General features: G+C 72.5%; 21 protein-coding genes. 7 read left to right on the top strand and 14 right to left on the bottom strand.

Features of this window, described 5'->3' with window-relative positions; all coding sequences use genetic code 11:
- Positions 1 to 320 precede the first annotated feature (320 nt).
- Positions 321 to 1082: an alpha/beta hydrolase gene (locus OG985_RS18855; RefSeq protein ID WP_371669516.1), complete on the bottom strand. Its 762-nt coding sequence runs from the start codon at positions 1080 to 1082 to the stop codon at positions 321 to 323.
- Between the two features lie 113 nt (positions 1083 to 1195).
- On the opposite strand from OG985_RS18855, the gene OG985_RS18850 reads away from it, so the two are divergent.
- Together OG985_RS18850 and OG985_RS18845 are read left to right on the top strand one after the other, a co-directional pair.
- Positions 1196 to 2359, top strand: coding sequence for an adenosine deaminase (locus OG985_RS18850; protein ID WP_371669515.1), 1164 nt, complete (start codon positions 1196 to 1198; stop codon positions 2357 to 2359).
- 139 nt (positions 2360 to 2498) lie between these two features.
- Positions 2499 to 2855 (top strand): ATP-binding protein, encoded by a 357-nt coding sequence (locus OG985_RS18845; RefSeq protein WP_371669514.1) that lies wholly within the window; start codon positions 2499 to 2501, stop codon positions 2853 to 2855.
- A gap of 90 nt (positions 2856 to 2945) precedes the next feature.
- Here OG985_RS18845 and OG985_RS18840 read toward each other — a convergent pair whose 3' ends face one another.
- The 5 genes from OG985_RS18840 to afsQ1 form a co-directional block, all read right to left on the bottom strand.
- Positions 2946 to 3146, bottom strand: a complete 201-nt coding sequence (locus tag OG985_RS18840) for a PspC domain-containing protein (protein ID WP_371669513.1) — start codon at positions 3144 to 3146, stop codon at positions 2946 to 2948.
- Positions 3147 to 3223: 77 nt separating this feature from the next.
- On the bottom strand, positions 3224 to 3775 hold the full coding sequence (locus OG985_RS18835; RefSeq protein WP_371669512.1) for a VanZ family protein: 552 nt from the start codon (positions 3773 to 3775) through the stop codon (positions 3224 to 3226).
- Positions 3776 to 4186: 411 nt separating this feature from the next.
- Positions 4187 to 4789 (bottom strand): hypothetical protein, encoded by a 603-nt coding sequence (locus OG985_RS18830; protein WP_371669511.1) that lies wholly within the window; start codon positions 4787 to 4789, stop codon positions 4187 to 4189.
- Positions 4789 to 6357 carry an ATP-binding protein gene (locus tag OG985_RS18825; RefSeq protein ID WP_371669510.1) on the bottom strand — a complete coding sequence of 523 codons (1569 nt, stop codon included), beginning with the start codon at positions 6355 to 6357 and terminating at the stop codon, positions 4789 to 4791. Before OG985_RS18825 ends, OG985_RS18830 begins: the two co-directional genes overlap by 1 nt.
- Complete coding sequence (afsQ1, locus tag OG985_RS18820) at positions 6354 to 7031, bottom strand: two-component system response regulator AfsQ1 (protein WP_356046442.1); 678 nt, start codon at positions 7029 to 7031, stop codon at positions 6354 to 6356. Before afsQ1 ends, OG985_RS18825 begins: the two co-directional genes overlap by 4 nt.
- Before the next feature lie 286 nt (positions 7032 to 7317).
- Here afsQ1 and OG985_RS18815 point away from each other — a divergent pair, with 286 nt between their 5' ends.
- Positions 7318 to 8091 carry a SigE family RNA polymerase sigma factor gene (locus OG985_RS18815; protein ID WP_371669509.1) on the top strand — a complete coding sequence of 258 codons (774 nt, stop codon included), beginning with the start codon at positions 7318 to 7320 and terminating at the stop codon, positions 8089 to 8091.
- Between the two features lie 182 nt (positions 8092 to 8273).
- On the opposite strand, the gene OG985_RS18810 is transcribed toward OG985_RS18815, so the two are convergent.
- Positions 8274 to 8906, bottom strand: a complete 633-nt coding sequence (locus OG985_RS18810) for a uridine kinase (protein ID WP_371669508.1) — start codon at positions 8904 to 8906, stop codon at positions 8274 to 8276.
- A gap of 129 nt (positions 8907 to 9035) precedes the next feature.
- Here OG985_RS18810 and OG985_RS18805 point away from each other — a divergent pair, with 129 nt between their 5' ends.
- Positions 9036 to 9440: a hypothetical protein gene (locus OG985_RS18805; RefSeq protein WP_371669507.1), complete on the top strand. Its 405-nt coding sequence runs from the start codon at positions 9036 to 9038 to the stop codon at positions 9438 to 9440.
- Between the two features lie 182 nt (positions 9441 to 9622).
- Here OG985_RS18805 and OG985_RS18800 read toward each other — a convergent pair whose 3' ends face one another.
- Genes OG985_RS18800 through deoC form a run of 3 tightly spaced genes read right to left on the bottom strand, consistent with a single transcriptional unit; the run spans position 9623 to position 12910 of the window.
- Positions 9623 to 10525 (bottom strand): aldehyde dehydrogenase family protein, encoded by a 903-nt coding sequence (locus tag OG985_RS18800; RefSeq protein WP_371669506.1) that lies wholly within the window; start codon positions 10523 to 10525, stop codon positions 9623 to 9625.
- Positions 10518 to 11954 (bottom strand): aldehyde dehydrogenase family protein, encoded by a 1437-nt coding sequence (locus OG985_RS18795; RefSeq protein ID WP_371669505.1) that lies wholly within the window; start codon positions 11952 to 11954, stop codon positions 10518 to 10520. The genes OG985_RS18800 and OG985_RS18795 overlap by 8 nt, the downstream gene beginning before the upstream one ends.
- A 5-nt stretch (positions 11955 to 11959) precedes the next feature.
- The gene (gene deoC, locus OG985_RS18790; protein WP_371674426.1) at positions 11960 to 12910 is read right to left on the bottom strand and encodes a deoxyribose-phosphate aldolase; all 951 of its coding nucleotides are present in this window, start codon (positions 12908 to 12910) and stop codon (positions 11960 to 11962) included.
- A 303-nt stretch (positions 12911 to 13213) separates the two neighbouring features.
- Here deoC and OG985_RS18785 point away from each other — a divergent pair, with 303 nt between their 5' ends.
- Positions 13214 to 13912, top strand: a complete 699-nt coding sequence (locus tag OG985_RS18785; protein ID WP_371669504.1) for a PH domain-containing protein — start codon at positions 13214 to 13216, stop codon at positions 13910 to 13912.
- Positions 13913 to 14217: 305 nt separating this feature from the next.
- On the top strand, positions 14218 to 15900 hold the full coding sequence (locus OG985_RS18780) for a hypothetical protein (RefSeq protein ID WP_371669503.1): 1683 nt from the start codon (positions 14218 to 14220) through the stop codon (positions 15898 to 15900).
- 436 nt (positions 15901 to 16336) lie between these two features.
- Here OG985_RS18780 and OG985_RS18775 read toward each other — a convergent pair whose 3' ends face one another.
- The 4 genes from OG985_RS18775 to OG985_RS18760 all read right to left on the bottom strand — a co-directional run bounded on the left by OG985_RS18775 (position 16337) and on the right by OG985_RS18760 (position 20909).
- Complete coding sequence (locus OG985_RS18775) at positions 16337 to 17530, bottom strand: hypothetical protein (RefSeq protein WP_371669502.1); 1194 nt, start codon at positions 17528 to 17530, stop codon at positions 16337 to 16339.
- Positions 17531 to 17675: 145 nt separating this feature from the next.
- Positions 17676 to 19307 (bottom strand): phospho-sugar mutase, encoded by a 1632-nt coding sequence (locus OG985_RS18770; protein WP_371669501.1) that lies wholly within the window; start codon positions 19305 to 19307, stop codon positions 17676 to 17678.
- Between the two features lie 168 nt (positions 19308 to 19475).
- Complete coding sequence (locus OG985_RS18765; protein WP_371669500.1) at positions 19476 to 20300, bottom strand: purine-nucleoside phosphorylase; 825 nt, start codon at positions 20298 to 20300, stop codon at positions 19476 to 19478.
- Positions 20301 to 20471: 171 nt separating this feature from the next.
- Entirely contained in the window at positions 20472 to 20909 is a 438-nt protein-coding gene (locus OG985_RS18760) for a gamma-glutamylcyclotransferase (protein ID WP_371669499.1), read from the bottom strand.
- A gap of 105 nt (positions 20910 to 21014) precedes the next feature.
- On the opposite strand from OG985_RS18760, the gene OG985_RS18755 reads away from it, so the two are divergent.
- The gene (locus OG985_RS18755) at positions 21015 to 22463 is read left to right on the top strand and encodes an NAD(P)H-quinone dehydrogenase (protein ID WP_371669498.1); all 1449 of its coding nucleotides are present in this window, start codon (positions 21015 to 21017) and stop codon (positions 22461 to 22463) included.
- Positions 22464 to 22480 lie beyond the last annotated feature (17 nt).

Genomic DNA, 22480 nt, shown 5'->3' with positions numbered 1-22480 from the left:
GGTGCCCGGCCCCCGCCGACACCAGCCACCCGGCCCCCGCCGACACCAGCCACCCGGCCCCCGCCGACACCAGCCACCCGGCCCCTGCCGACACCAGCCACCCGGCCCTGCCGACACCAGCCACCCGGCCCCCGCCGACACCAGCCACCCGGTCCGGAGGGCACCCGGTCCCACCGGTGTCCGGGTCCGTGAGCGACCAGGCGCCGTCGGGCGCGCCCGCGGCGGGCCCCGGGCTGGGCTGACGCCTCCGTCACACGTCGCCCGTCCACGTCGCCCGCCGCCGGAGACCGCCCCCGCCGACGGAGACCGCCCCCGCCGCCCTACCGCCGCAGTGACTTGCCGAAGCCCGCCGCCAACGGCATCCGCAGTCCCAGTGGCGGCGGTGCCGCCAACGCGTCCTCCACCGGGCGCGAGAAGGACCGCCCGAACAGTGACCCCATGACGAAGTCCTCGCCGAGGGCGAGGACTTCGGTGCGGTGCTGGTTCAACGCGTGTCCGTCGGAGTGGACTTCGAACCGGCAGACATCCCGGTTCGCCTTCTTCGCCCGCGCCGCGAACCGGAACGACAGTTCTGGATCGGTGCGCGCGTCGTTGGTGCCGTGCACGAGCAGGACCCGCCGGCCGACGAGCTGCTTCACCGGTTCGGCGGGCGCGGCCACGTCCTCCTCCGGCAGCCAGGGGGCGATCGCCACCACCGAGTTGACGGCCTCGTGGCCGCCCGAGCGCAGCGCCGCGCGGCCGCCCATGTCGACGCCCGCCAGGCAGACGGGCACGTCGCCGTAGCGTCGTACGGCCTCCTCGGCGGCCCAGGAGGCGTCCTGCGCCAGATGGGCCTCGGCGCCGTTCCAGCCGCGGAAGCGGTAGTGCACGACGTGCGCGGCCAGGCCCTCCTCCCGGCCCGCGCGGGCGAGCCGGCGCCCCAACGCGCGTACGAAAGCGGTCACCATCATGGGAGACGGTCTGCGGCCGGAGATCTCTTCGCCGCCGGGGAGCAGCAGCACCACGCCGCTCACCGTCGTCGGCTCCGGGCCGAACGCCCTGCCCAGCCGGGCCGTGCGAACCGGCGTCGCTTGCTGTGCCATGACAGAACAGTGTCAGAAGCGACGGTGTACGCCACTAGGCCGTGCGGTCACCGTTACGTATCGACGGATTCGTACAGCGGGCGATCTACGCGCGTAGGAGTTAGAGTGCGGAAATGACGAGCCAGACTGCCCAGATGGGGAACACCCCGAGCGCGGAGCAGATCCTCCGGGCGCCCAAGGTTCTGCTGCACGACCATCTCGACGGCGGGCTGCGTCCCGGCACCGTCGTCGACCTCGCCCGGGAGACCGGGTACACCCAACTCCCCGAAACGGACCCGGACAAGCTCGGCGTCTGGTTCCGTGAGGCGGCCGACTCCGGCTCCCTGGAACGGTACTTGGAGACCTTCTCCCACACCGTCGGGGTCATGCAGACCCGCGACGCCCTGGTGCGGGTCGCCGCCGAGTGCGCCGAGGACCTCGCCGCCGACGGGGTCGTCTACGCCGAGGTGCGGTACGCGCCCGAGCAGCACCTGGAAGGCGGACTCAGCCTCGAAGAGGTCGTCGAGGCCGTCAACGAGGGCTTCCGGGAAGGGGAGCGGCTCGCCCGCGAGAACGGCAACCGCATCCGCGTCGGCGCCCTGCTCACCGCCATGCGGCACGCGGCCCGCGCTCTGGAGATCGCCGAACTCGCCAACCGTTACCGGGACCTGGGCGTGGTCGGCTTCGACATCGCGGGCGCCGAGGCCGGCTACCCGCCCACCCGGCACCTCGACGCCTTCGAGTACCTCAAGCGCGAGAACAACCACTTCACCATCCATGCCGGCGAGGCCTTCGGACTGCCGTCCATCTGGCAGGCGCTGCAGTGGTGCGGCGCCGACCGGCTCGGGCACGGGGTGCGCATCATCGACGACATCCAGATCCACGAGGACGGCACGGTGAAACTCGGGCGGCTCGCCTCCTACGTCCGGGACAAGCGCGTCCCGCTGGAGCTCTGCCCCAGCTCCAACCTCCAGACCGGGGCCGCCGCCTCCTACGCCGAGCACCCCATCGGGCTGCTGCGCCGGCTGCACTTCCGCGCGACCGTGAACACGGACAACCGCCTGATGTCCGGCACCAGCATGAGCCAGGAATTCGAGCACCTTGTCGAGGCGTTCGGCTACACGCTCGACGACATGCAGTGGTTCTCCGTCAATGCGATGAAATCAGCGTTCATTCCTTTCGATGAACGACTCGCGATGATCAATGACGTCATCAAGCCCGGATATGCCGAGCTGAAGTCCGAATGGCTGTTCAAGCAAACCGTCTCCACCAGCGGTTCTGTTGCCTCGGAAGGCTGAAAACGGAACGCTCGGGGATACGGAATGCGGACAGGTATTCACAACCTGTCCGCATTTCGATGTTTGCGGCGTGCGGGTCGGCATGTTTACGGTCGTGGACCGCTCACATCCCCGTAACCCCATTTCGAGGACGCATTTAATGAAGCAGTCTGCTGCCAAGACCCTCGGTGTCGCCGCCCTCGGTGCCGCCTTCGCCGCCGCCGGTGCGGGTGCCGCGAACGCCGCTCCGGCCGGCCCGGACGCCACCCAGGCGCTCGACGGCATCACTCAGACGCTCCCGGCGGAGAACATCACCAACACGCTGCCCGGTGCCGGTGAGGCGCTGTCCCAGGGCCGGAACGCGATCGGCGTCGGCCTGGCCGCCGCGCAGCCCGCTGCCCAGCAGCTGCTCGCCGGCAGCCCGACCGCGCCGGTCGCCGGGCTGCTCGGCGGCCTGCCGATCGGCCAGGGCCTGCCCACGCACGGCCTCCCGGTGAACGGCGTGCCCATCGGCTGAGCCGTACCCCGAACGCGCCGGTGGAGCGCACCCCTCGGACACGGGGTGCGCCCCACCGGCGTACATACGGGACGGGACCTGCGAAACGGCCTACCAGGCGGTCCGCGCCTTGTCCTCCGACGGCAGCAGGAGCCACAGCGCTATGTAGAGCAGGAACTGCGGGCCCGGCAGCAGACAGGAGACGAGGAAGATCACCCGCATCGTCGTCGCGGAGGTGCCGAAGCGCCGTGCCAGCGCTGCGCACACTCCACCGATCATGCGGCCTTGGGTGGGGCGGGCAAGGGCGGTCATCTTGGCTCCTTCGTGTCGTTGTGTCGGCTGCCCAACTGCCTTCAACGCTACGCACCCGAATCGGGCGAAGCCTCGCTCTACGGTGCGATCCCGACCCTGGGAATCGTCGGGGTGCGACCCTGAGACGCCTCCTCCGCGGGGACGGGCGTCCGCTGCCTCGACCGGGACCTGCGGCGGAGCCAGGCGCGGCCCGCGGGGACCAGGGCGACATGAGCGAGGGCCACGCCCAGGGTGTTCAGGAGCAGCGAGTCCACGTCCACGACCTGCCCGGGCACGCTGGTCTGGAGGAGCTCGATGCCCAGCGAGACCAGGGCGCCGGCGGCGACCGAGCGGACCAGGGATGCCAGCGGGAAGGCCCACAGCCTGCCGTGCGCCATCGGCAGCAGGACGCCCAGTGGGGCGAGCAGCGCCAGCCCCTCGCCGATACGCCGGGCGGCCTGCGGCCACCCCAGCGCCAGATCGGCCCGAATGCCGGTGAGCGGATGCAGGTTGGGCGGCATCACCCAGGGGACGTCCAGCGGGCGCAGCGTGAACCAGGCGACGAACGCGAGATGTGCGACCAGGAGGACACCTCCTGTCACACGGACGCGGATCGCGACGCTGCCGCCGATGAAGCCTTGACGCTGCACGCCCCCCAAGACGCGCCCCTCGGCACGATCGGTTCCGGCTTGCCACCCGGTACCTCTGTGAGGCCTGCACCACACCTCCGCACCGAGTCCGACGACTCCGGCGCCGCGCCCGGCGCAACACCCCCGCGCGCCATGGCCGGGGACACCGCGCCCCCGCGCGCCATGGCCGGACACCGCGCCTCCGCGCGCCATGTCCGGACCCCGCGCCCCCGCGTGCCACGTCCGTGTGACGCAGCCCTGCGGACCGCGCCCGTGTGCCGCCCCGCAGCCCGCACCCGCCCCCTGGGCTCGCCGGTCGCGAGACGCGTGGCGCTCACCTCGTGGGGACGTGTGGGGCCCCCGCTCGAGCGACGCGCGGGCCCTGCCCGCCGGACGCGGGCAAGCCCCGCCCGCCACGCGTGGGCCCGCCCGTCAGCTGTCGGTGACCTCGGTTGACGGGGGTTCCGTGGTTCCGGGTCTTGCCCGTACCTCGTCCGTGCACTCGTAGCGTCGCGGTGCTTCCGTGCCCGGGCCGCCGAGGATCACCGAGCCGTCGCCCTCGGCCGCCGCCGAGTCGGAGAACGTGCAGACGATCTGGGCGAGGGCGTACGAGGTGAGGTCGCCGGGCCGGGTGCTCAGGCGCAGCGTGTCGTCCGGGTCCTTGGGGCGCGGCCCGCCGACGGTCATGCCGCCGCGGACGTCCGAGGTGTACCCGGCCTCCTTCTCGGGGGCGGACGGGTTCGCGGCGAGCTCGTCGAGCAGCCCCTGCGCCACCAGCACCCGTCGCCGGGAGTCCGCCGCGCTGTCCGGGACGCGCACCGTCCGGTCGACGGTCACCAGCGACGAGCCGCACAGCAGGAACACCTGCACCGGCAGCCCGCGCGCGGCCTGCGCCGAGACGTCCGGTTCGGACAGCGAACAGCGCACCCGGGAGGGCGCCGGGCCGAAGTCCGTCGGCACCTCGGTGGACCGGATGCCGCACCCGGTGAGCAGCGCGGCGAGCAGGGGGAGCGCCAGCAGGCGGCGTCCGTTCATCAGGCGTCCCCCTGCTTGGTGTCCTCGTGGTCCTCGGCGGGCTCCTCCATGAGGTCCGACGGGTCCTGCGGCAGTCGTAGCGTGAACACCGCGCCGCCCTCGGCCGAGTTGGCGGCGGTGATCTCGCCGCCGTGGATGTGGGCGTTCTCCAGGGCGATCGACAGGCCGAGCCCGCTGCCCTCGGAGCGCGGCCGGGAGGCGCTCGCCTTGTAGAAGCGGTCGAAGACGTGCGGCAGGACGTCCTCCGGGATGCCGGGCCCGTGGTCCCGCACCTCGATGACGAGCTCGTCCGCGGCCGGGCGTACCGCGACCCGCACCGGGGAGCCGCCGTGTTTGAGGGCGTTGCCGATGAGGTTCGCCAGGATGACGTCCAGGCGGCGGGGGTCGAGCCGGACGTGGATGCCGCGCTCGGCGTCCAGTTCCACCGCGTCCAGCCAGGCCCGGGTGTCCACGCAGGCGGTGATCTGGTCGGCGATGTCCACGTCGTCGAGCACCAGCCGGGCGGTGCCCGCGTCGAAGCGGGTGACCTCCATGAGGTTCTCCACGAGGTCGTTCAGCCGGCGCGTCTCGCTGACGACGAGCCGTACGGCGGGCTCGACCATGGGGTCGATCCCCCCGGTCTCCGCCTCCAGCTCCTCCTCCAGCACCTCGCTCACCGCGGTGATGGCGGTCAGCGGCGTACGGAGTTCGTGGGACATGTCGGCCACGAAGCGGCGCGAGGCGTTGTCGCGCGCGGTCATGTCGGCCACCCGTTTCTCGAGTGCCTCGGCCGCGTTGTTGAACGTCCGGGAGAGATCGGCGAGTTCGTCGGTGCCCGACACCCGCAGCCGGGTGTCCAGCCGGCCCTCGCCGAGCCGGCGGGCGGCCACCCCGAGCCGGTGCACCGGCTTCAGTACGGTCGTCGCGGCGGCCTGCGCGAGCAGCGCCGAGCCGATCAGAGCGAGCGCGGTGGCGATGCCCAGCGACCAGGCCAGCGAGTTGAGGTCCTTCTCCTCCGGCTCGAGCGACTTGAGCATGTAACCGGTCGGGCCGCCGCCGATGACCTTCGTACCGGCCACGAGATACGGGGTGTCGTGCTGGACGACCCGCTGCCAGTACAGGTGGTAGGGGTACTTGTTGTTGGAGCTGACCGACTGCTCCCGGTTGACGGCCTCGCGCAGCGACGCGGGCACGTCCTCCAGGGTGAAGCCGTCCAGGGCGCCGGAGTTGCCGTACACCGTCCGGCCGTTCGCGTCCGCGCCGACGAGCAGCACGCTGAAGCGCTGGCTGCTGTTGGCCATCTGGCCGGCGGTGTGCTGCAGTTCGTCCTGCGAGGGGTTCTCGGGCAGCACGCCCGCCCGGTTCTGCATCTCCTGCTGGAAGTCGCGCAGCACCGCGTCCTGGGTGCGGGTGAGCACGGCCTCGCGGTTGAGCCAGTAGGCGATCCCGGACGCGGACACCGCGGCGGTGAGGGCGACCAGCGCGAACACCACCACCAGTCGCAGCCGCAGACTGGTGAACCGCAGCCGTGACCAGACTCCCCTGCGCGCCACGGCCCAGCCGCGGAGCCCCCCGTGCGCTTCGGTCACTGAGGAGAGTCCAGCCGGTAGCCCACGCCCCGCACGGTCCGGATCAGCGTCGGGGACGACGGCACGTCCTCGACCTTGGCGCGCAGCCGCTGCACGCAGGCGTCGACGAGCCGCGAGTCACCGAGGTAGTCGTGCTCCCACACCAGCCGCAGCAGTTGCTGGCGCGACAGCGCCTGCCCCGGCCGTCGGCTCAGTTCGAGCAGCAGCCGCAGCTCGGTCGGCGTGAGCTGGAGGTCCTCGCCGTTCTTCGTCACGGTCATGGCCGCACGGTCGATGACCAGGGAACCGAAGGTCGCCGCGTCGTTGGCCTCCCGCTCCCCGCGTCGCAGCACGGCCCGGATACGGGCGTCCAGCACCCGGCCCTGGACGGGTTTGACGACATAGTCGTCGGCGCCGGACTCCAGTCCGACGACCACGTCGATGTCGTCGTTGCGGGCGGTGAGCAGAATGATCGGCAACTGGTCCGTGCGCCGGATGCGCCGGCACACCTCGAACCCGTCGATACCGGGCAGCATCACATCCAGCACGATCAGATCCGGCCGCTGTTCGCGCAACAGCTTCAGGCCGTCCTCGCCGGTGGCAGCGGTGGCAACCCGGTGGCCCTGGCGCGTAAGGGACAGCTCCAGGGCCGTACGGATGGCGTCGTCGTCCTCGATCAGCAACAGGGAAGGCACGGGCTCATTCTGGCCCATGGAGGGGGTGCTGTTCGACCTGTGCGGACGTACCGGATGTGCGAGCGCTCCCACGGCACGTCGTGCAACCGCCGCACCGCTCTCCGCGTCCGTCCCTACGGCACGTGTCCATGAGCCCGCTGTGAACCTTCTGGGAAGGGCCCCTGTGACAGGTCTGTGACAGTCGGCGGACACGGCCATGAACTGCCCCGGGCAAGCTTCTCGGCACAAGCAAGGAAGCAAGTCGAACCAGCAGAACACCGGGGAAGTCCACGACGGGGGGCGCGAGATGAACACGCTGCACAGCACCAGCACTAGCGCAGTGATCACGCGTCTGCACGACGTCGGCCGGGGGCCGGAGAAGTCCGGTGCTGATGGGGGTCCCTCCCGCGGGAGCGTGTTCGAGCGTGGGGGAGGGCGGGGGTGCGCTCGCGGCACCGGGCGTCAGCACACCGCGTACATGGCGGTGGTCGACGCACACACGGGGGAAGCTCACGGGGGAGCAGCGTACGGGGAGGGCACGGGGGAGCGTCGTTCCCTGTCGGAGGTGGAGTTCACCGCCTACGTCCAGGAGCGCCGCGCCTCCCTGTACGCGACCGCCTACCACCTGACCGGTGACCGCTTCGAGGCCGAGGACCTGCTGCAGAGCGCGCTGTTCTCGACGTACCGGGCGTGGGAGCGGATCAGCGACAAGGCGGCGGTCGGCGGATACCTCCGCCGCACCATGACGAATCTGCACATCAGCGCGTGGCGCCGCCGCAAGCTGATCGAGTACCCGACCGAGGAACTGCCGGAGACGCCCGGTGACACGGACGCGATGCGCGGCACCGAGCTGCGCGCGGTCCTGTGGCAGGCGCTGGCCCGGCTGCCCGAGCTCCAGCGCACCATGCTGGTCCTTCGTTACTACGAGGGCCGCACGGACCCGGAGATCGCGGAGATCCTCGACATCAGTGTCGGCACGGTGAAGTCCAGCATCTGGCGGTCGCTCCGCCGGCTGCGCGAGGACGAGGTCCTCAGCTTCGGCCGTGACGAGCAGGACGCCTTCGGGGAGCTCGTGGCCTGAAGGTCCGGGGGGAGCGGGGAAACGGGGGAGCAAGAGCCGGGGGGCGCCGACGGGGGAGCGGTGTCCGGGGGACCGGCTGGGGGGAGCACGGGGGAAGGTGCGGGGGCACCGAGGGAGCGGGGCTGGAGGACCGGGGGGTCCGTCCAGTCCCGTTTTCGCGTGCGGTCGGGGGTACGGGCCGTTCAGCTCGCCGGGCTGGCGGCCGGGCGGCGGCCCGCCGCCGCGGCGAGGCGGCCGAGGGCCTCGTGCCTGTCGCAGGGGTGGGCGCCCAGCGCGCTCTGACGGGCGACGATCGAACGTTCGAGACGCATCAGGCGCCAGCCGCGGCGCACCAGCAACGGCACCGACTTGCGGCCCTCCCGCAGATCCCGCAGGAAGCGCCGGCGGAAGGTGCGGACCGGGCCGCGGCTCAGGCACAGCGCGTCGGCGAGCACGCCGAGCTCCTGGCAGCGGGTCACGATCTCGGCGGCGAAGATGCCCTCCGCGATGAAGAGCGGGGTCCGCCCCACGTCGACCGCCTCGGTGCCGGTACGGGCGCTCAGCGAGATGTCGTAGACAGGAACGTCGGTACGACCCGTGCGGCACAGCTCCACGATCGAGGCGACGGCCGTGTCCGCGTCCCAGGAGTCCGGGTGGTCCCAGTCGATGTCGGAGCTCCCGGACACGAGGGGCAGCGTCGGGTCCGCGCCCTCCTTGTAGAAGTCGTCGAGCCGCAGGACCGGGAGGCCGGAGCGGGCGGCGAGGAGGGACTTGCCGGAGCCGGAGGGGCCGCAGAGCAGCACGACTCGCGTCGGTATGGGTGGAGGGGAGCTCACGGGTCACCAGTGTGAGGCATCGACGGAGGCCAGGACGACCCCGCGGGTCGGCTTTGAAGCGCGCGTCACACGTCAACTACCCTTCGTGTCGATTCGATTACCCCGTGCATGGAGAAGGTGGCAGCAGCGATGGCCCGACACGCGTTCCCCCACACCCCGACCGCCCGACGCGCCCTGGTCGCCCTCGCGACCGCGGGGGTGGCGCTGGGAGCAGGCGCGGCCACGGCGTCCGCGGACAGCGAGCCGGCCCTGGACGTCCTGCGTACGCAACCGACCTCCCTCGGCAACGCCGATCCGCAGGCCGGCCTTCAGGCGCTGAGCGGCACGGTCGGCTACGTCACCGGTCCGGTCACCGATCTCAAGCCGAACCCGCTGGCCGGCACGGGAGTCGACCCCCTCGACAACGGCGTCGGCACCCAACTCGCCGACTTCAAGCCGCTGACCTCGCAGGCGCTGACCCGGCCGGTGGCGCAGGCGCAGTCGATCGGCAGCCTGCCGGTGGTCGGCCAGGCGACGGAACTGCTGAACGGCTGAGGACAGCCGGCGGAACAGAGAGCCGCGCCTCCCCCGGACGGAGGGGAGGCGCGGCTCTCCGGTTTCGGACGGCTCTTCGGTTGTGGATGGCACTCCGGCTCCGGACGGGCCCGCGGTCGCGGACGGATCCGTGGTCGCGGACGGATGCGTGGTCCCGGACGGATCCGTGGTCCGGGCGTCTGTCAGTAGCCGGAGCCGGAAGCGCCCAGGGAACCCGTGGGGTGCCAGACCGTCTTCGTCTCCAGGAAGGCCGTCATGCGGTCGGTGCCGGGGGCGGCGCTCCAGTCGTCCACAGGCTGTGGACGAAGAACCCGCTTCAGGTTGTCGGCTGCCGCGATCTCCAGTTCCTTCGCCAGTACGTCGTCGGCGCCGGCCAGATCGATCGCGTTGACGTCCTGGTGCGCGGCCAGCGGCGCCGCGATCTCCGCCGTACGGCCGGAGAGGACGTTGACCACCCCGCCGGGGAGGTCGGAGGTGGCCAGGACCTCGCCGAGGGAGAGGGCCGGCAGCGGGAACCGCTCGCCGGCGATCACGACCGCCGTGTTGCCGGTGGCGATCACCGGGGCGACGACGGAGACCAGGCCCAGGAACGACGACTCCTGCGGGGCGAGGACCGCCACCACTCCGGTCGGCTCCGTGGAGGACAGGTTGAAGAACGGGCCCGCGACCGGGTTGGCGCCGCCCACGACCTGGGCGATCTTGTCGGTCCAGCCCGCGTACCAGACCCAGCGGTCGATGGCCGCGTCCACCTGGTCGGCGGCCTTCGACTTCGACAGGCCCCCGGCGTCGGCGACCTCGTGGACGAACTGCCCCTTGCGGCCCTCCAGCATCTCGGCGACGCGGTAGAGGACCTGGCCCCGGTTGTAGGCGGTCGCGCCCGACCAGGCGCCGAACGCCTTGCGGGCGGCGACGACCGCGTCACGGGCGTCCTTGCGGGAGGAAAGGGGCGCGTTCGCCAGCCACTTGCCCTTGGGGTCGGTCACCTCGTACACCCGGCCGCTCTCCGAACGCGGGAACTTCCCGCCGACGTACAGCTTGTAGGTCTTGAAGACGCTGAGGCGCTGCTGCTCGGACTTGTCAGACATCGAGGTACGCCTCCAGGCCGTGGCGGCCGCCCTCGCGGCCGAAGCCCGACTCCTTGTAACCGCCGAACGGCGAGGTCGGGTCGAACTTGTTGAACGTGTTGGACCAGACGACGCCCGCCCGGAGCTTGTTCGCCACCGCCAGGATGCGGGAGCCCTTCTCCGACCAGATGCCCGCCGACAGGCCGTACGGCGTGTTGTTGGCCTTGGCGACGGCCTCGTCCGGGGTACGGAAGCTGAGGACGGACAGCACCGGGCCGAAGATCTCGTCGCGGGCGACGGTGTGCGCCTGGGTGACGTTGGTGAACAGCGTCGGGGCGAACCAGTAGCCGGACGAGGGGAGTTCGCAGGCCGCCGACCAGCGCTCGGCGCCCTCCGCCTCGCCCTGCTCGACGAGCGTGGTGATGCGCGAGAGCTGCTCGGCCGAGTTGATCGCCCCGATGTCCGTGTTCTTGTCCATCGGGTCGCCGAGGCGGAGCGTGGAGAGCCTGCGCTTGAGGGACTCGAGGAGCTCGTCCTGGATCGACTCCTGGACCAGCAGGCGGCTGCCGGCGCAGCAGACCTGGCCCTGGTTGAAGAAGATGCCGCTGACGATGCCCTCGACGGCCTGGTCGATCGGCGCGTCGTCGAAGACGATGTTGGCGCCCTTGCCGCCCAGTTCGAGCGTGAGCTTCTTGCGGCTGCCCGCGACCGTGCGCGCGATCTCCTTGCCGACGGCCGTGGAGCCGGTGAAGGCCACCTTGTTCACGTCGGGGTGCGCGACCAGAGCGGCGCCGGAGTCGCCGTAGCCCGGGAGGATGTTGACGACACCCTTCGGCAGGCCCGCCTGGCGGCAGATGTCCGCGAAGAACAGGGCCGAGAGCGGGGTCGTCTCGGCGGGCTTGAGCACCACCGTGTTGCCCGTCGCGAGCGCCGGGGCGATCTTCCACGCCAGCATCAGCAGGGGGAAGTTCCAGGGGATGACCTGGCCGGCCACGCCCAGGGGCCGCGGGTTCGCGCCGAAGCCCGCGTGCTCGAGCTTGTCGGCCCAGCCCGCGTAGTAGAAGAAGTGCGCGGCGACCAGGGGCAGGTCGGCGTCGCGCGTCTCCCGGATGGGCTTGCCGTTGTCCAGCGTCTCCAGGACGGCCAGTTCGCGGCTGCGTTCCTGGATGATCCGGGCGATGCGGAAGAGGTACTTCGCGCGCTCGGAGCCGGGCAGCGCCGACCACTTCTCGAAGGCCTTGCGGGCGGCCCGCACGGCACGGTCGACGTCCGCCTCGCCCGCCTGGGCGATCTCGGAGAGGACCTCCTCGGTGGACGGCGAGACGGTCTTGAAGACCTTGCCGTCGGCGGCCTCCACGAACTCGCCGTCGATGAACAGGCCGTAGGAAGGGGCGATGTCGACGACCGAGCGGGACTCGGGCGCCGGTGCGTACTCAAATACGGAAGCCATGGTGATCAGTCCACCGTCACGTAGTCGGGGCCGGAGTAGCGGCCGGTGGCCAGCTTCTGACGCTGCATCAGCAGGTCGTTCAGCAGCGAGGACGCGCCGAAGCGGAACCAGTGGTTGTCCAGCCAGTCCTCGCCCGCGGTCTCGTTGACCAGCACGAGGAACTTGATCGCGTCCTTGCTGGTGCGGATGCCGCCGGCCGGCTTCACGCCGACCTGGACCCCGGTCTGGGCGCGGAAGTCCCGTACGGCCTCCAGCATCAGGAGGGTGTTCGCCGGTGTCGCGTTCACCGCCACCTTGCCGGTGGACGTCTTGATGAAGTCCGCCCCGGCCAGCATGCCGAGCCAGCTCGCGCGGCGGATGTTGTCGTACGTCGACAGCTCGCCCGTCTCGAAGATGACCTTGAGGCGGGCCGCGCCGGAGGCCTCCTTCACGGCGACGATCTCGTCGTACACCTTCAGGTACCCGCCCGCGAGGAACGCCCCGCGGTCGATGACCATGTCGATCTCGTCGGCACCCGCGGCGACCGCGTCGCGCACGTCGGCCAGCTTCACGTCGAGGGCTGCGCGGCCGGCCGGGAACGCGGTCGCGACCGAGGCGACCTTCACCGGGGAGCCGGCGACGGCCTCCTTCGCGAAGGGCACCATGTCGGGGTACACGCAGACAGCGGCCGTGGCCGGAGTCGTGCGGTCGGTCGGGTCGGGACGAACCGCCTTCGCGCCGAGCGCCCGGACCTTGCCCGGGGTGTCCGCGCCTTCCAGCGTCGTCAGATCGACCATCGAGATGGCGAGGTCGATGGCGTACGCCTTCGCGGTCGTCTTGATGGAACGGGTGCCGAGCGAGGCGGCGCGCGCCTCCAGGCCGACCGCGTCGACGCCGGGCAGCCCGTGAAGGAAGCGGCGCAGTGTGCTGTCGGACGTGGTGACGTCAGCAAGTGCGTGGGGTGCGGTGGTGGGCATGGTCACCAGACGAGCATATCTACGCGCGTAGCGGCTGTACACCCCGGAGGACAAATCGGCAGCGGGTGCGGGCGGGGGTGTGGGTGTGGGGTGGCCCCGGCGGTGAGCGCGGAGTGCTCTCGGCCGCGTCTGTGGGCGGCCGTGTCCGGGCGCCTGTGGAGTGCTCTCGGCTGCGTCTGTGGGGTGGCGGTGCTCGCCTCTGCGGGGCGGTGGCGCCCGTGTCCGCGGGGTGACGGCCGCCCGTGCGGGGCCGGTCGGCACCGCCTGTGAGGGCCGGGCCGGACGTCGGGCACAATCGGGACTATGACGACCCCGGAGCATCAGCCACCAGCGCCGCAGCCCTCGGCACCCGCGTCCAAGGACCGGATCTACCGGTCGCCGATGGGACTCGTCGGCGGTGTGCTGCTGCTCGCCATCGTCGCCTGGCTCGGCTTCGACGCGCTGGTCGCGGGCAAGGGGCGCACGCCCTGGCTGGCGCTCGCCACGCTGCTCCTCCTGGTGCCCCTGATCGTGGCCTTCACGGTCCGGCCCGCGGTCTTCGCGGGGGAGGACCGGCTGCGGATCCGGAACCCGTTCCGGGTGATCGTGCTGCCCTGGGGGAAGGTCGAGATGCTGCGGTCCGGCTACTCGAACGAGGTCCTCACCAAGTCGGGCACGAAGTTCCAGCTGTGGGCCATCCCCGTCTCGCTGCGGGCCCGCGGCAAGGCGGCACGACGGGAGGCGCGCGCGACGGCGGAGAAGGAGGGCCGCGCCTCCGGCCGGCGTGGCCGCGGTGGCTGGGCCGGTGGCATGGGCGGCGGGTTCGGCGGAGGCGGTGCCGTGGACGACGGACCGACGCGCGCCGAGTTCGACAAGGTCATGGACGAACTGCGCGCGATCCTCGAGGCGCGGGGGAAGGCGGCGACGGCGCAGGGCGAGGTGAGCGTGCGCTGGGCGTACGAGGTCGTGGGGCCCGCGCTGGCCGGAGTGGTGCTGCTGGCGGTGCTGCTGGCGGTGGGCTGAGCGGGGGTCGCCGAACCGGTGGGGTTCGCGTCGGCGCTCGGGTTCGCGTGACCGATCGCGTTCGCGTAACCGTCGGAGGTTGCGTGAGTGTTCGGGCTCGCGTCCGCTGGACGGTCCGGTCTGTCCGGCCCTGCGGGTGCGTCGTGGCTGGTCGGGCAGTTCCCCCTGGCCCTTGTGGGCGCCGGCGCGTTGTGTGTTCACAGCCTGCCGGGTCATGATCGGGCTCCCCTCGGCCGGGACGGCCCCCACCCGGACACGGTGTCGAGGACCGAACCGACCCCCGTGGTCCGAGTGTCTGGGAAGCGATGAGTACGAGTCCAGGGCAGCCCCTGCCGCTGCCCCCCGCCGCGATACCCGACGGCTGTCTCCCCTGGACCGCGGAGCGGGCGGACCGGTGGTCCGAGGCGTTGCCGTCGTGGCCGGTGACGGTGCCTCCGCGGTGGCGCCACCTCCACCTGGTGCTGCTGACCGCCGCTCTGGCCGCGCTGGGCCTGGCCCTGGCCGGCTGGTCCCCGTTCCTCGCCGCGCTGGTGGCGATGCACCTCGTCTGGCTGCCGTTGCGGCCCGAGGCCGTGCGAGTGTCGGCGCCCGCGCTGGTCGTCCTGGCCGCCGTCCGGCCTCCCGCGCCGTTGTGGCTGGTCGTTCCCGGTGCCGTCCTGGTGGCCGGGGGTTCCTGGGCGGTCGCGGAACTGCGGCTGCGGGCGCGGGTGCGGCAGCGAAAGGCGGCACTGGCGGCGGCCGGAGGTGTGACGGCCCCGCTGCCGGACAGGGGGCCGGCCCTCGGCCGGGGCCGGTTCCTCACCGGGGCAGGACTCGTGATCCTGGTGCCGGGGGTCGTCCTGCTCGCGACCGCCGGGCTGTGGAGCGCGCCGGACGACCGTGGGGGAGCCGCGGCCGCCGGGTTCTTCGTGGCGGGTCTGGGCGCCACCGTGGTGCTCTCCGGCGTACTGGGCCGGCGCCGCGCCACCGCGCTCGGCGCCACCCCCGCGCCCGTCCTGCGCGTGCTGGTACGCGAGAACGAGGGCGGCGACGCGGAGGTCTTCGCCGCCGACGACACGACCGCACTGCGCCCGCTGTTCACCGTCGCCACGACGGAGGCGGACGAGGACGCGGAGGACGACTCCGGTGACCACGACGACTCCCGCGGCGACGACACCGAGGCCGAGATCGACGAGCTCCTCGACCGGCTGGAGACCGACGAGCCCGGCCCGCTGCGCGAGGCCGTCCTCTACGGGGCGCCGTACGACGGAGCCGAGATCCTGCTCGTCAGCGCCTCCCCGCAGCCGGGCGAACCACCCGTGACGGAGCGGTCGTCGGGTCCCGTACGGCCGCTCTCGCCTGGCGGTGCGCGGCGGCGCCTCGCCCGGGAGAAGCGCGCGTCGGCCCGTGCCGCGGTGGCCGGGGAGCAGCACCGGCTGCTGGTGGAGGCCGCGCGATCCACGGCACCGGTGCCGGTACGACGCTGGCGTGCGGGTGGGGTGGACTGGCTGTCCGGCGTGCTGCTGGTGCAGTGGGGCGTCTGGACCTGCTGGGCCGTGTTCCTCGACGCGGACGTCAGCCTCTGGCAGCAGATCGTGGTCGCGGCGGCCGGTCTGTACGGCGGGGCCCGGCTCCCCGTGAAGCTGTGCTGGCGCATCACCGCCGACCGCACCGGACTCTGGCTGAACGGCCTGCGCCACCCCACCCACATCCCGTGGGACGACCTCCGCTCGGCGCGCCGTGAGCACTTCGAGCTGAAGCTGCGTTGGCGCGGCGGCGACTCCTGGGCGGTCGCCGCGCCCCGCTGGGCCCGGCTCCAGCGCGCGCGTGGCCTGACCCATCCGTACGACGCCCTGGCCGCCGAGCTCACCGCCATGCACACCGACCCCGCCCTGCGTCCCACCGGCGACAGCGAGGCACACGTGCGGGGGCGCGCCCTGTGGCCACTGGCGGTCCTGTTCGCACTGACCTGGCTCGCGTTCCTGACGTCGGCGAGGACACTGCTCTAGCGGTCTCTAGCGGTCACCAGCGCGTCGAGACGGGCTGCTCCTCACGGCGGTCACCGAGGCGCGGACGGTGCCTGACACGGCGGCCCGCCGACGGTCCGCACCGGGGCGTGGCCTCACCTTCCCGGCGTTCACGGGCGTGTGGCCACGCCGGTCACCGCGTCGTCCGGCGTGTGGCCAGGCCGGTCCCCATGTTGACCCGGCGTGTGGCCGCCCCCGCCTCGAAGCTCACCGGCGTTGACGCACCGGTGGACCCACCAGGCGGTGGCCGCCCCCGTGACCACCGCCCCCGTGACCACCGCCCCCGTGACCACCGCCCCCGTCACCACCCCGCTTCACCCAGCCCTGCCTGAGCCCCACGGCCCCACGGCCCACTCGGCACCGCGTACGCCGTTCCCCTCGCGGCGCTCGTCCGGGGCCGTGCCCAAGTGCGGCCCCGTCATGGCGCGCTCGGCCACACCAGCAGCATGTACGCGCCGCAGTACGCCGAGCCCAGGACCGCGGTCGTCAGGGCGAGGGCGCGAAGGCGGGGGGAGGCGTGGGAGAGGTACCGGGCCGGCGGGAGCAGGAGCGGGAAGGCCGGGAGGAGGAAGCGCGCCCGGGGGAAGTAGACGCCTCCGCTGCCCAGCACGATCGCCAGCAGGACGGCTGTGAAGACCAGCAGGGGGAGCGGCTGGCGGTCCCCCACGGACAGGGCGAACAGAGCGGCCGACCCGAGCAGGGTGAGCGTCACCATCACCAGGAACAGTTCGGGCGTCGAGTCGCGCCCGAGCAGGTCCCGGAACCGGAGCAGGGTCTCCCGGCCGCCGTCCAGCTCGTTGTGCCACATCCGCTGTACGGCGAAGTAGCCGTCCCAGCGGCCCAGGCGCAGGCCCACCCAGCCGACGTAGGCACACCAGCCGAGCGGGGCGAGGGCCGCCGCCGCGAGGGCGCGGGCCGAGAAGCGGTGGCGCAGCGACAGCAGGGCCGTGACCGTGACGGTGGCCGCTACCGCGATGCCGGTCGGGCGGGTCAGACCGGCCAGGACCGCGAGCCAGGCCGCCGTGAGCGGGCGGTCGGTGAGCAGGGCGTACAGCGCCCAGGCCACGAAGGCCGTGAACAGCGACTCGGTGTAGCCCATCCACTGCACCAGGCCGACCGGGAACGCGGCCCAGAGAACGGTGAGCACGATGCCGACGCGCCGGCCGTGCAGCCGGTCGCCGACCGCGAACACGCCCCAGGCCGCGACCAGCGAGGCGACGACCGAGATGCCCAGGCCGGTGCTCGCCCGGCTGCCGGGGGTGACGGCCGCGACGGCTTTGACCAGGGCCGGATACAGCGGGAAGAAGGCCAGGTTGTTCGAGTCGAACGCGGAGCCGAGCGTGCGGGCGTAGCCGTGGTCGGCGATGCCCAGGTACCAGCGGGCGTCCCACTGGGCCGCCAGAAGCGGCCAGACGCCGTGGTGGCGGCGGTGCGCCCAGACGGCGAGGACGAGCAGGCCCGCGGAGCGTACGGCGACGTGGGCGAGCAGCGCGGGGGCCGCCCGGCGCAGCGCGGCACGCAGCGCGTGGGCACGGCCGGCGGGGGCCGTGGTGGTGGGGGTGCGGGGGCGCCGGGTGCCGGGGACGCGGGTGCTGGGGGCGGTCGAGGACACGGCGGCAGCTCCAGTACTCGGCGGGCGGTACGGCGGTACCGCTCAACCGTTCCCGGGGAGCGAGGCGGGCCGGGGAGCGTGCGTCGGCTGTCGCGCGGAATCACTCGATGGGGTGCCCCTGAGTGGCGGCACCCCCTCGCGTCCGTCAGATGCCGGCGGCCGCCGACAGGTCGCGCTTGATCGCCGCCAGCAGGTCGGCCGCCGTCGCGCGGGCCGCGGGCAGACCGGCGTGCATGGCGACCGGGACGACGACCTCCAGGTAGCACTTCAGCTTCGGCTCGGTGCCGCTGGGGCGGACGATGACGCGGGCGCCGTCGAGGGTGTAGCGCAGGCCGTCGGTGGGCGGCAGCGTCTCCGTGCCCTGCGTGAGGTCCTCGGCCCTGGTAACGGGCAGGCCCGCGAGTCGGGTCGGCGGCCGCTCGCGCAGCCGCCGCATCGCGCTCGCGATCAGCGACAGGTCGGCCACGCGGACCGAGAGCTGGTCGGTGGCGTGCAGGCCGTGCTCGACGGCGAGGTCGTCGAGGAGGTCGAGGAGGGTCCGGCCCTCGGCCTTGAGTTCGGAGGCCAGCTCGGTGATCAGGAGCGCGGCGGTGATGCCGTCCTTGTCGCGGACGCCGTCGGGGTCGACGCAGTAGCCGAGGGCCTCCTCGTAGCCGTAGCGCAGACCCTCGACGCGGGCGATCCACTTGAAGCCGGTGAGGGTCTCCTCGTACGGCAGCCCCGCCTTCTCGGCGATCCGGCCGAGCAGGGAGGAGGACACGATCGACTCGGCGAAGGTGCCGCGGGCGCCGCGCCGCACCAGGTGGGCGGCGAGCAGGACGCCGACCTCGTCGCCCCGCAGCATCCGCCACGCCCCGCCGTCGCCGACGGCCACGGCACAGCGGTCGGCGTCCGGGTCGTTGGCGATGATCAGGTCCGGGTCGCTCGCGCGGGCCTGCGCGAAGGCGAGGTCCATCGCGCCGGGCTCCTCCGGGTTGGGGAAGGCGACGGTCGGGAAGTCCGGGTCGGGCTCGGCCTGCTCGGCGACGAGCACGGGCTCGGGGAAGCCGGCCCGGGCGAAGGCGGCGAGCAGGACGTCCTTGCCGACTCCGTGCATCGCGGTGTAGACGGTGCGGGCCGTGCGGGGGGAGCCGGCCGCCAGGACCTCGTCGGTGCGGGCGAGGTAGGCGTCGAGGACCGAGTCGTCGAGGGTCTCCCAGCCGGCATCGGGGCGGGGCACGTCGTCGAGGGAGCGGACGGCGTCGATCTCGGCGGCGATCCGGGCGTCCGCCGGGGGCACGATCTGGGATCCGTCCCCGAGGTAGACCTTGTAGCCGTTGTCGCGGGGCGGGTTGTGGCTGGCGGTGACCTCCACGCCGGCGACCGCGCCGAGATGCCTTATGGCGTACGCGAGGACGGGAGTGGGGAGCGGGCGGGGGAGTACGGCCGCCCGGAGGCCGGCGCCGGTCATGACCGCGGCGGTGTCGCGGGCGAAGTCGGCGGACTTGTGGCGGGCGTCGTAGCCGATGACGACGAGGCCGCCTGCCCCGCCCTGGGCCTTGAGGTACGCGGCGAGGCCGGCGGCGGCGCGGATGACGACGGCGCGGTTCATCCGCATCGGGCCGGCGCCGAGCTCGCCCCGGAGGCCGGCAGTGCCGAACTGGAGGGTGCCGCCGAAGCGTGCGGCGAGCTCCGCGTGGTCCCCGGCGTCGATGAGCTTGCCGAGTTCCTCACGGGTCTCCGCGTCGGGGTCCTCGGCCTGCCATGCCCTGGCCCGTGCGATGAGTTCGTCGTGCACGTCGGGTCAACCTCTCGTCGTCGTGCCTTGGTGTGTACCCAGAAGGTGCGGTGGGCAGGGGGAGCGCTCGCGCTCCCACCGCCCTTCCCTTCCCCCAGGGGCTTGCGGCCCCGGGCCCCGCTCCTCGAACGCCGGAGGGGCGGGATCGTGGCGCCGCGGGGGGAGAACCTACAGCCGGCCCAGCACCTGCGTGAGCAGGGAGCCCATCCGGGTCGCCGAGTCGCGGCCCGCCTGCAGGACCTCTTCGTGGTTCAGCGGCTCGCCCGTCATGCCGGCGGCCAGGTTGGTCACCAGGGAGATGCCCAGGACCTCGGCCCCGGCCTCGCGCGCGGCGATCGCCTCGAGGACCGTCGACATGCCCACCAGGTCCGCGCCGAGGACACGGGCCATGCGGATCTCGGCCGGCGTCTCGTAGTGCGGGCCGGGGAACTGGGCGTAGACGCCCTCCTCGAGGCTCGCGTCGATCTCCTTGCACAGGGCGCGCAGACGCGGGGAGTACAGGTCGGTGAGGTCGACGAAGTTCGCGCCGACGATCGGGGAGGTGGCGGTCAGGTTGATGTGGTCGCTGATCAGGACCGGCTGACCGGGACGCATGCCCTCCCGCAGCCCACCGCAGCCGTTGGTCAGCACGATGGTCTTGCTGCCGGCGGCGACGGCCGTACGGACGCCGTGGGCGACGGAGGCCACCCCGCGGCCCTCGTAGTAGTGCGTCCTGCCGAGGAAGACCAGCGAGCGCTTGTCGCCGATCCGGTACGAGCGGATCGTGCCGCCGTGCCCTTCCACCGCCGGCGGGGGGAACCCGGGCAGCTCGGTGACCTGGAACTCGGCGTCGGGTGCGCCCAGGGCATCCACGGCCGGCGCCCAGCCGGAGCCCATCACGAGGGCGACGTCGTGGGTCTCGGCGCCCGTCAGTTCGCGCAGGCGCGCGGCGGCGGCGTCGGCGGCGGCGTGGGGGTCGCCCTGGATGTCGTCCGGAAGAAGAGATGCGTTCACGCGGATGAGGGTAGCCGGTTCGGGCCTACGCGCGTAGATGACAGAGCTCACGGCACGGCGATCGTTGTCTTGTCGTTTCCAACGAATCCAGCGAATCGAGCGAATGTGCCGAAGAGGCGTGATGGGTGAGGTGCCGGGCAGCGACAGGGGGCAGAGGTACCGGTGGGGTTCTCAGCAGGGGCGCTTGCGGAGTTCCATCACGTAGTCGTGCGGCGCACCCGCCGACTCGGCGGCGTCGGCGACCTCCCCGAGATACCGCGCCGACGGCAGCCCGCCCTCGTAGCCGTTGAGGACGTACAGCCACGCCGGCTCCTCGCCCTCCAGCGTGTGCACGCGCACCCGCATCCGGCGGTAGATGTCGAGGCCGACGCCCTCCCAGCGGTCCATCGACTCCTCGTCCGGGGGCGCGATGTCGTACAGCGCGACGAAGACCTGGGAGCCCGGCGCCTCGACGACGGTCGCCAGCGCCCCCTCCCAGCCCAGGTGCTCGCCCCCGAAGGTCAGCCGCCACCCGTTCAGCCAGCCGATGGCCCGCATCGGCGAGTGCGGGGCGCGGCGGGTCATCAGCCGCGCGTCGAGGTTGCCGGCGTACGCGGCGTAGAGCGACATGCGTCGAGAGTACGGCAGCCGTCACGTCCGTCTCTCCGGTCCCAGGGCCACCTGTGACGCGTTCCTCGGCCCCCGGGGCGCCGACACCTTGAACCGTGCGGGACAATGGGGTACGTGACTCGGATCGTGATCATCGGTGGCGGACCCGGCGGATACGAGGCGGCCCTGGTGGCCGCCCAACTCGGCGCGGAGGTGACCGTCGTCGACTGCGACGGGCTGGGCGGGGCGTCGGTGCTCACCGACTGCGTCCCGTCGAAGACCCTCATCGCCACGGCCGAGGTGATGACCACCTTCGACTCGTCGTACGAGGAACTGGGCATCATCGTCGCCGACGACACCCCGCCCCTGGAGCAGGCGGCCCGGGTGGTCGGGGTCGACCTCGGCAAGGTCAACCGGCGCGTCAAGCGGCTCGCCCTCGCCCAGTCGCACGACATCACCGCCTCCGTCACCCGGGCCGGCGCCCGCGTCCTGCGCGGCCGGGGCCGGCTGGAGGGCATGCAGGCGCTCGACGGCTCGCGGAAGGTCGTCGTCCGGGCCGCGGACGGCACCGAGGAGACGCTCGTCGCGGACGCCGTCCTCGTCGCCACCGGCGGTCACCCGCGCGAACTCCCCGACGCCCAGCCCGACGGCGAGCGCATCCTCAACTGGACCCAGGTCTACGACCTCGACGAACTCCCCGAGGAACTCATCGTCGTCGGTTCCGGTGTCACCGGTGCCGAGTTCGCCGGCGCCTACCAGGCGCTCGGCGCGAAGGTCACCCTCGTGTCGTCCCGGGACCGTGTGCTGCCGGGCGAGGACCCGGACGCCGCGGCCGTCCTCGAGGACGTCTTCCGGCGCCGCGGCATGAACGTGATGGCCCGCTCCCGCGCCGAGTCCGCCAAGCGCGTCGGCGACCGGGTCGAGGTCACCCTCGCCGACGGCCGGGTCATCACCGGGTCGCACTGTCTGATGGCCGTCGGCGCCATTCCGAACAGCGCGGGCATGGGCCTGGAGGACGCCGGGGTCAGGCTGCGCGACTCCGGACACATCTGGACCGACAAGGTCTCCCGCACCACGGCTCCGGGCGTGTACGCCGCCGGCGACGTCACCGGCGTGTTCGCGCTGGCCTCCGTAGCGGCGATGCAGGGCCGTATCGCCATGTACCACTTCCTCGGCGACGCGGTGGCCCCGCTGAACCTCAAGACGGTCTCCTCCAACGTCTTCACCGACCCCGAGATCGCCACCGTCGGCTACTCGCAGGCCGACGTCGACGCCGGCAAGATCGACGCCCGGATGGTGAAGCTGCCGCTGCTGCGCAACCCGCGCGCGAAGATGCAGGGCATCCGGGACGGCTTCGTCAAGATCTTCTGCCGGCCCGGCACGGGCATCGTGGTCGGCGGTGTGGTCGTGGCACCGCGCGCTTCGGAACTGATCCACCCCATCTCGATCGCGGTCGACAACAATCTGACGGTCGAGCAGATCGCGAACGCGTTCACGGTCTACCCGTCCCTGTCGGGGTCGATCGCGGAGGTGGCCCGCCAGCTCCACACCCGCAAGGAGACCGGTCAGGCCTGATGACCGAAAGCGACTCC

The sequence above is a fragment of the Streptomyces sp. NBC_00289 genome (genome assembly GCF_041435115.1).
GTDB lineage: Bacteria > Actinomycetota > Actinomycetes > Streptomycetales > Streptomycetaceae > Streptomyces.
The sequence above is the reverse complement of the archived record's forward strand: the minus strand, read 5'-3'. Positions and strand labels throughout refer to the sequence as shown.

What these genes read in the sequence shown, in the direction of transcription:
- OG985_RS18855 (WP_371669516.1), bottom strand. Translation starts at nt 1,082, where the DNA reads ATGGCACAGCAAGCGACGCCGGTTCGCACGGCCCGGCTGGGCAGGGCG.
- OG985_RS18850 (WP_371669515.1), top strand. Translation starts at nt 1,196, where the DNA reads ATGACGAGCCAGACTGCCCAGATGGGGAACACCCCGAGCGCGGAGCAG.
- OG985_RS18845 (WP_371669514.1), top strand. Translation starts at nt 2,499, where the DNA reads ATGAAGCAGTCTGCTGCCAAGACCCTCGGTGTCGCCGCCCTCGGTGCC.
- OG985_RS18840 (WP_371669513.1), bottom strand. Translation starts at nt 3,146, where the DNA reads ATGACCGCCCTTGCCCGCCCCACCCAAGGCCGCATGATCGGTGGAGTG.
- OG985_RS18830 (WP_371669511.1), bottom strand. Translation starts at nt 4,789, where the DNA reads ATGAACGGACGCCGCCTGCTGGCGCTCCCCCTGCTCGCCGCGCTGCTC.
- OG985_RS18815 (WP_371669509.1), top strand. Translation starts at nt 7,318, where the DNA reads ATGAACACGCTGCACAGCACCAGCACTAGCGCAGTGATCACGCGTCTG.
- OG985_RS18805 (WP_371669507.1), top strand. Translation starts at nt 9,036, where the DNA reads ATGGCCCGACACGCGTTCCCCCACACCCCGACCGCCCGACGCGCCCTG.
- OG985_RS18800 (WP_371669506.1), bottom strand. Translation starts at nt 10,525, where the DNA reads ATGTCTGACAAGTCCGAGCAGCAGCGCCTCAGCGTCTTCAAGACCTAC.
- OG985_RS18795 (WP_371669505.1), bottom strand. Translation starts at nt 11,954, where the DNA reads ATGGCTTCCGTATTTGAGTACGCACCGGCGCCCGAGTCCCGCTCGGTC.
- deoC (WP_371674426.1), bottom strand. Translation starts at nt 12,910, where the DNA reads ATGCCCACCACCGCACCCCACGCACTTGCTGACGTCACCACGTCCGAC.
- OG985_RS18785 (WP_371669504.1), top strand. Translation starts at nt 13,214, where the DNA reads ATGACGACCCCGGAGCATCAGCCACCAGCGCCGCAGCCCTCGGCACCC.
- OG985_RS18780 (WP_371669503.1), top strand. Translation starts at nt 14,218, where the DNA reads ATGAGTACGAGTCCAGGGCAGCCCCTGCCGCTGCCCCCCGCCGCGATA.
- OG985_RS18760 (WP_371669499.1), bottom strand. Translation starts at nt 20,909, where the DNA reads ATGTCGCTCTACGCCGCGTACGCCGGCAACCTCGACGCGCGGCTGATG.
- OG985_RS18755 (WP_371669498.1), top strand. Translation starts at nt 21,015, where the DNA reads ATGGGGTACGTGACTCGGATCGTGATCATCGGTGGCGGACCCGGCGGA.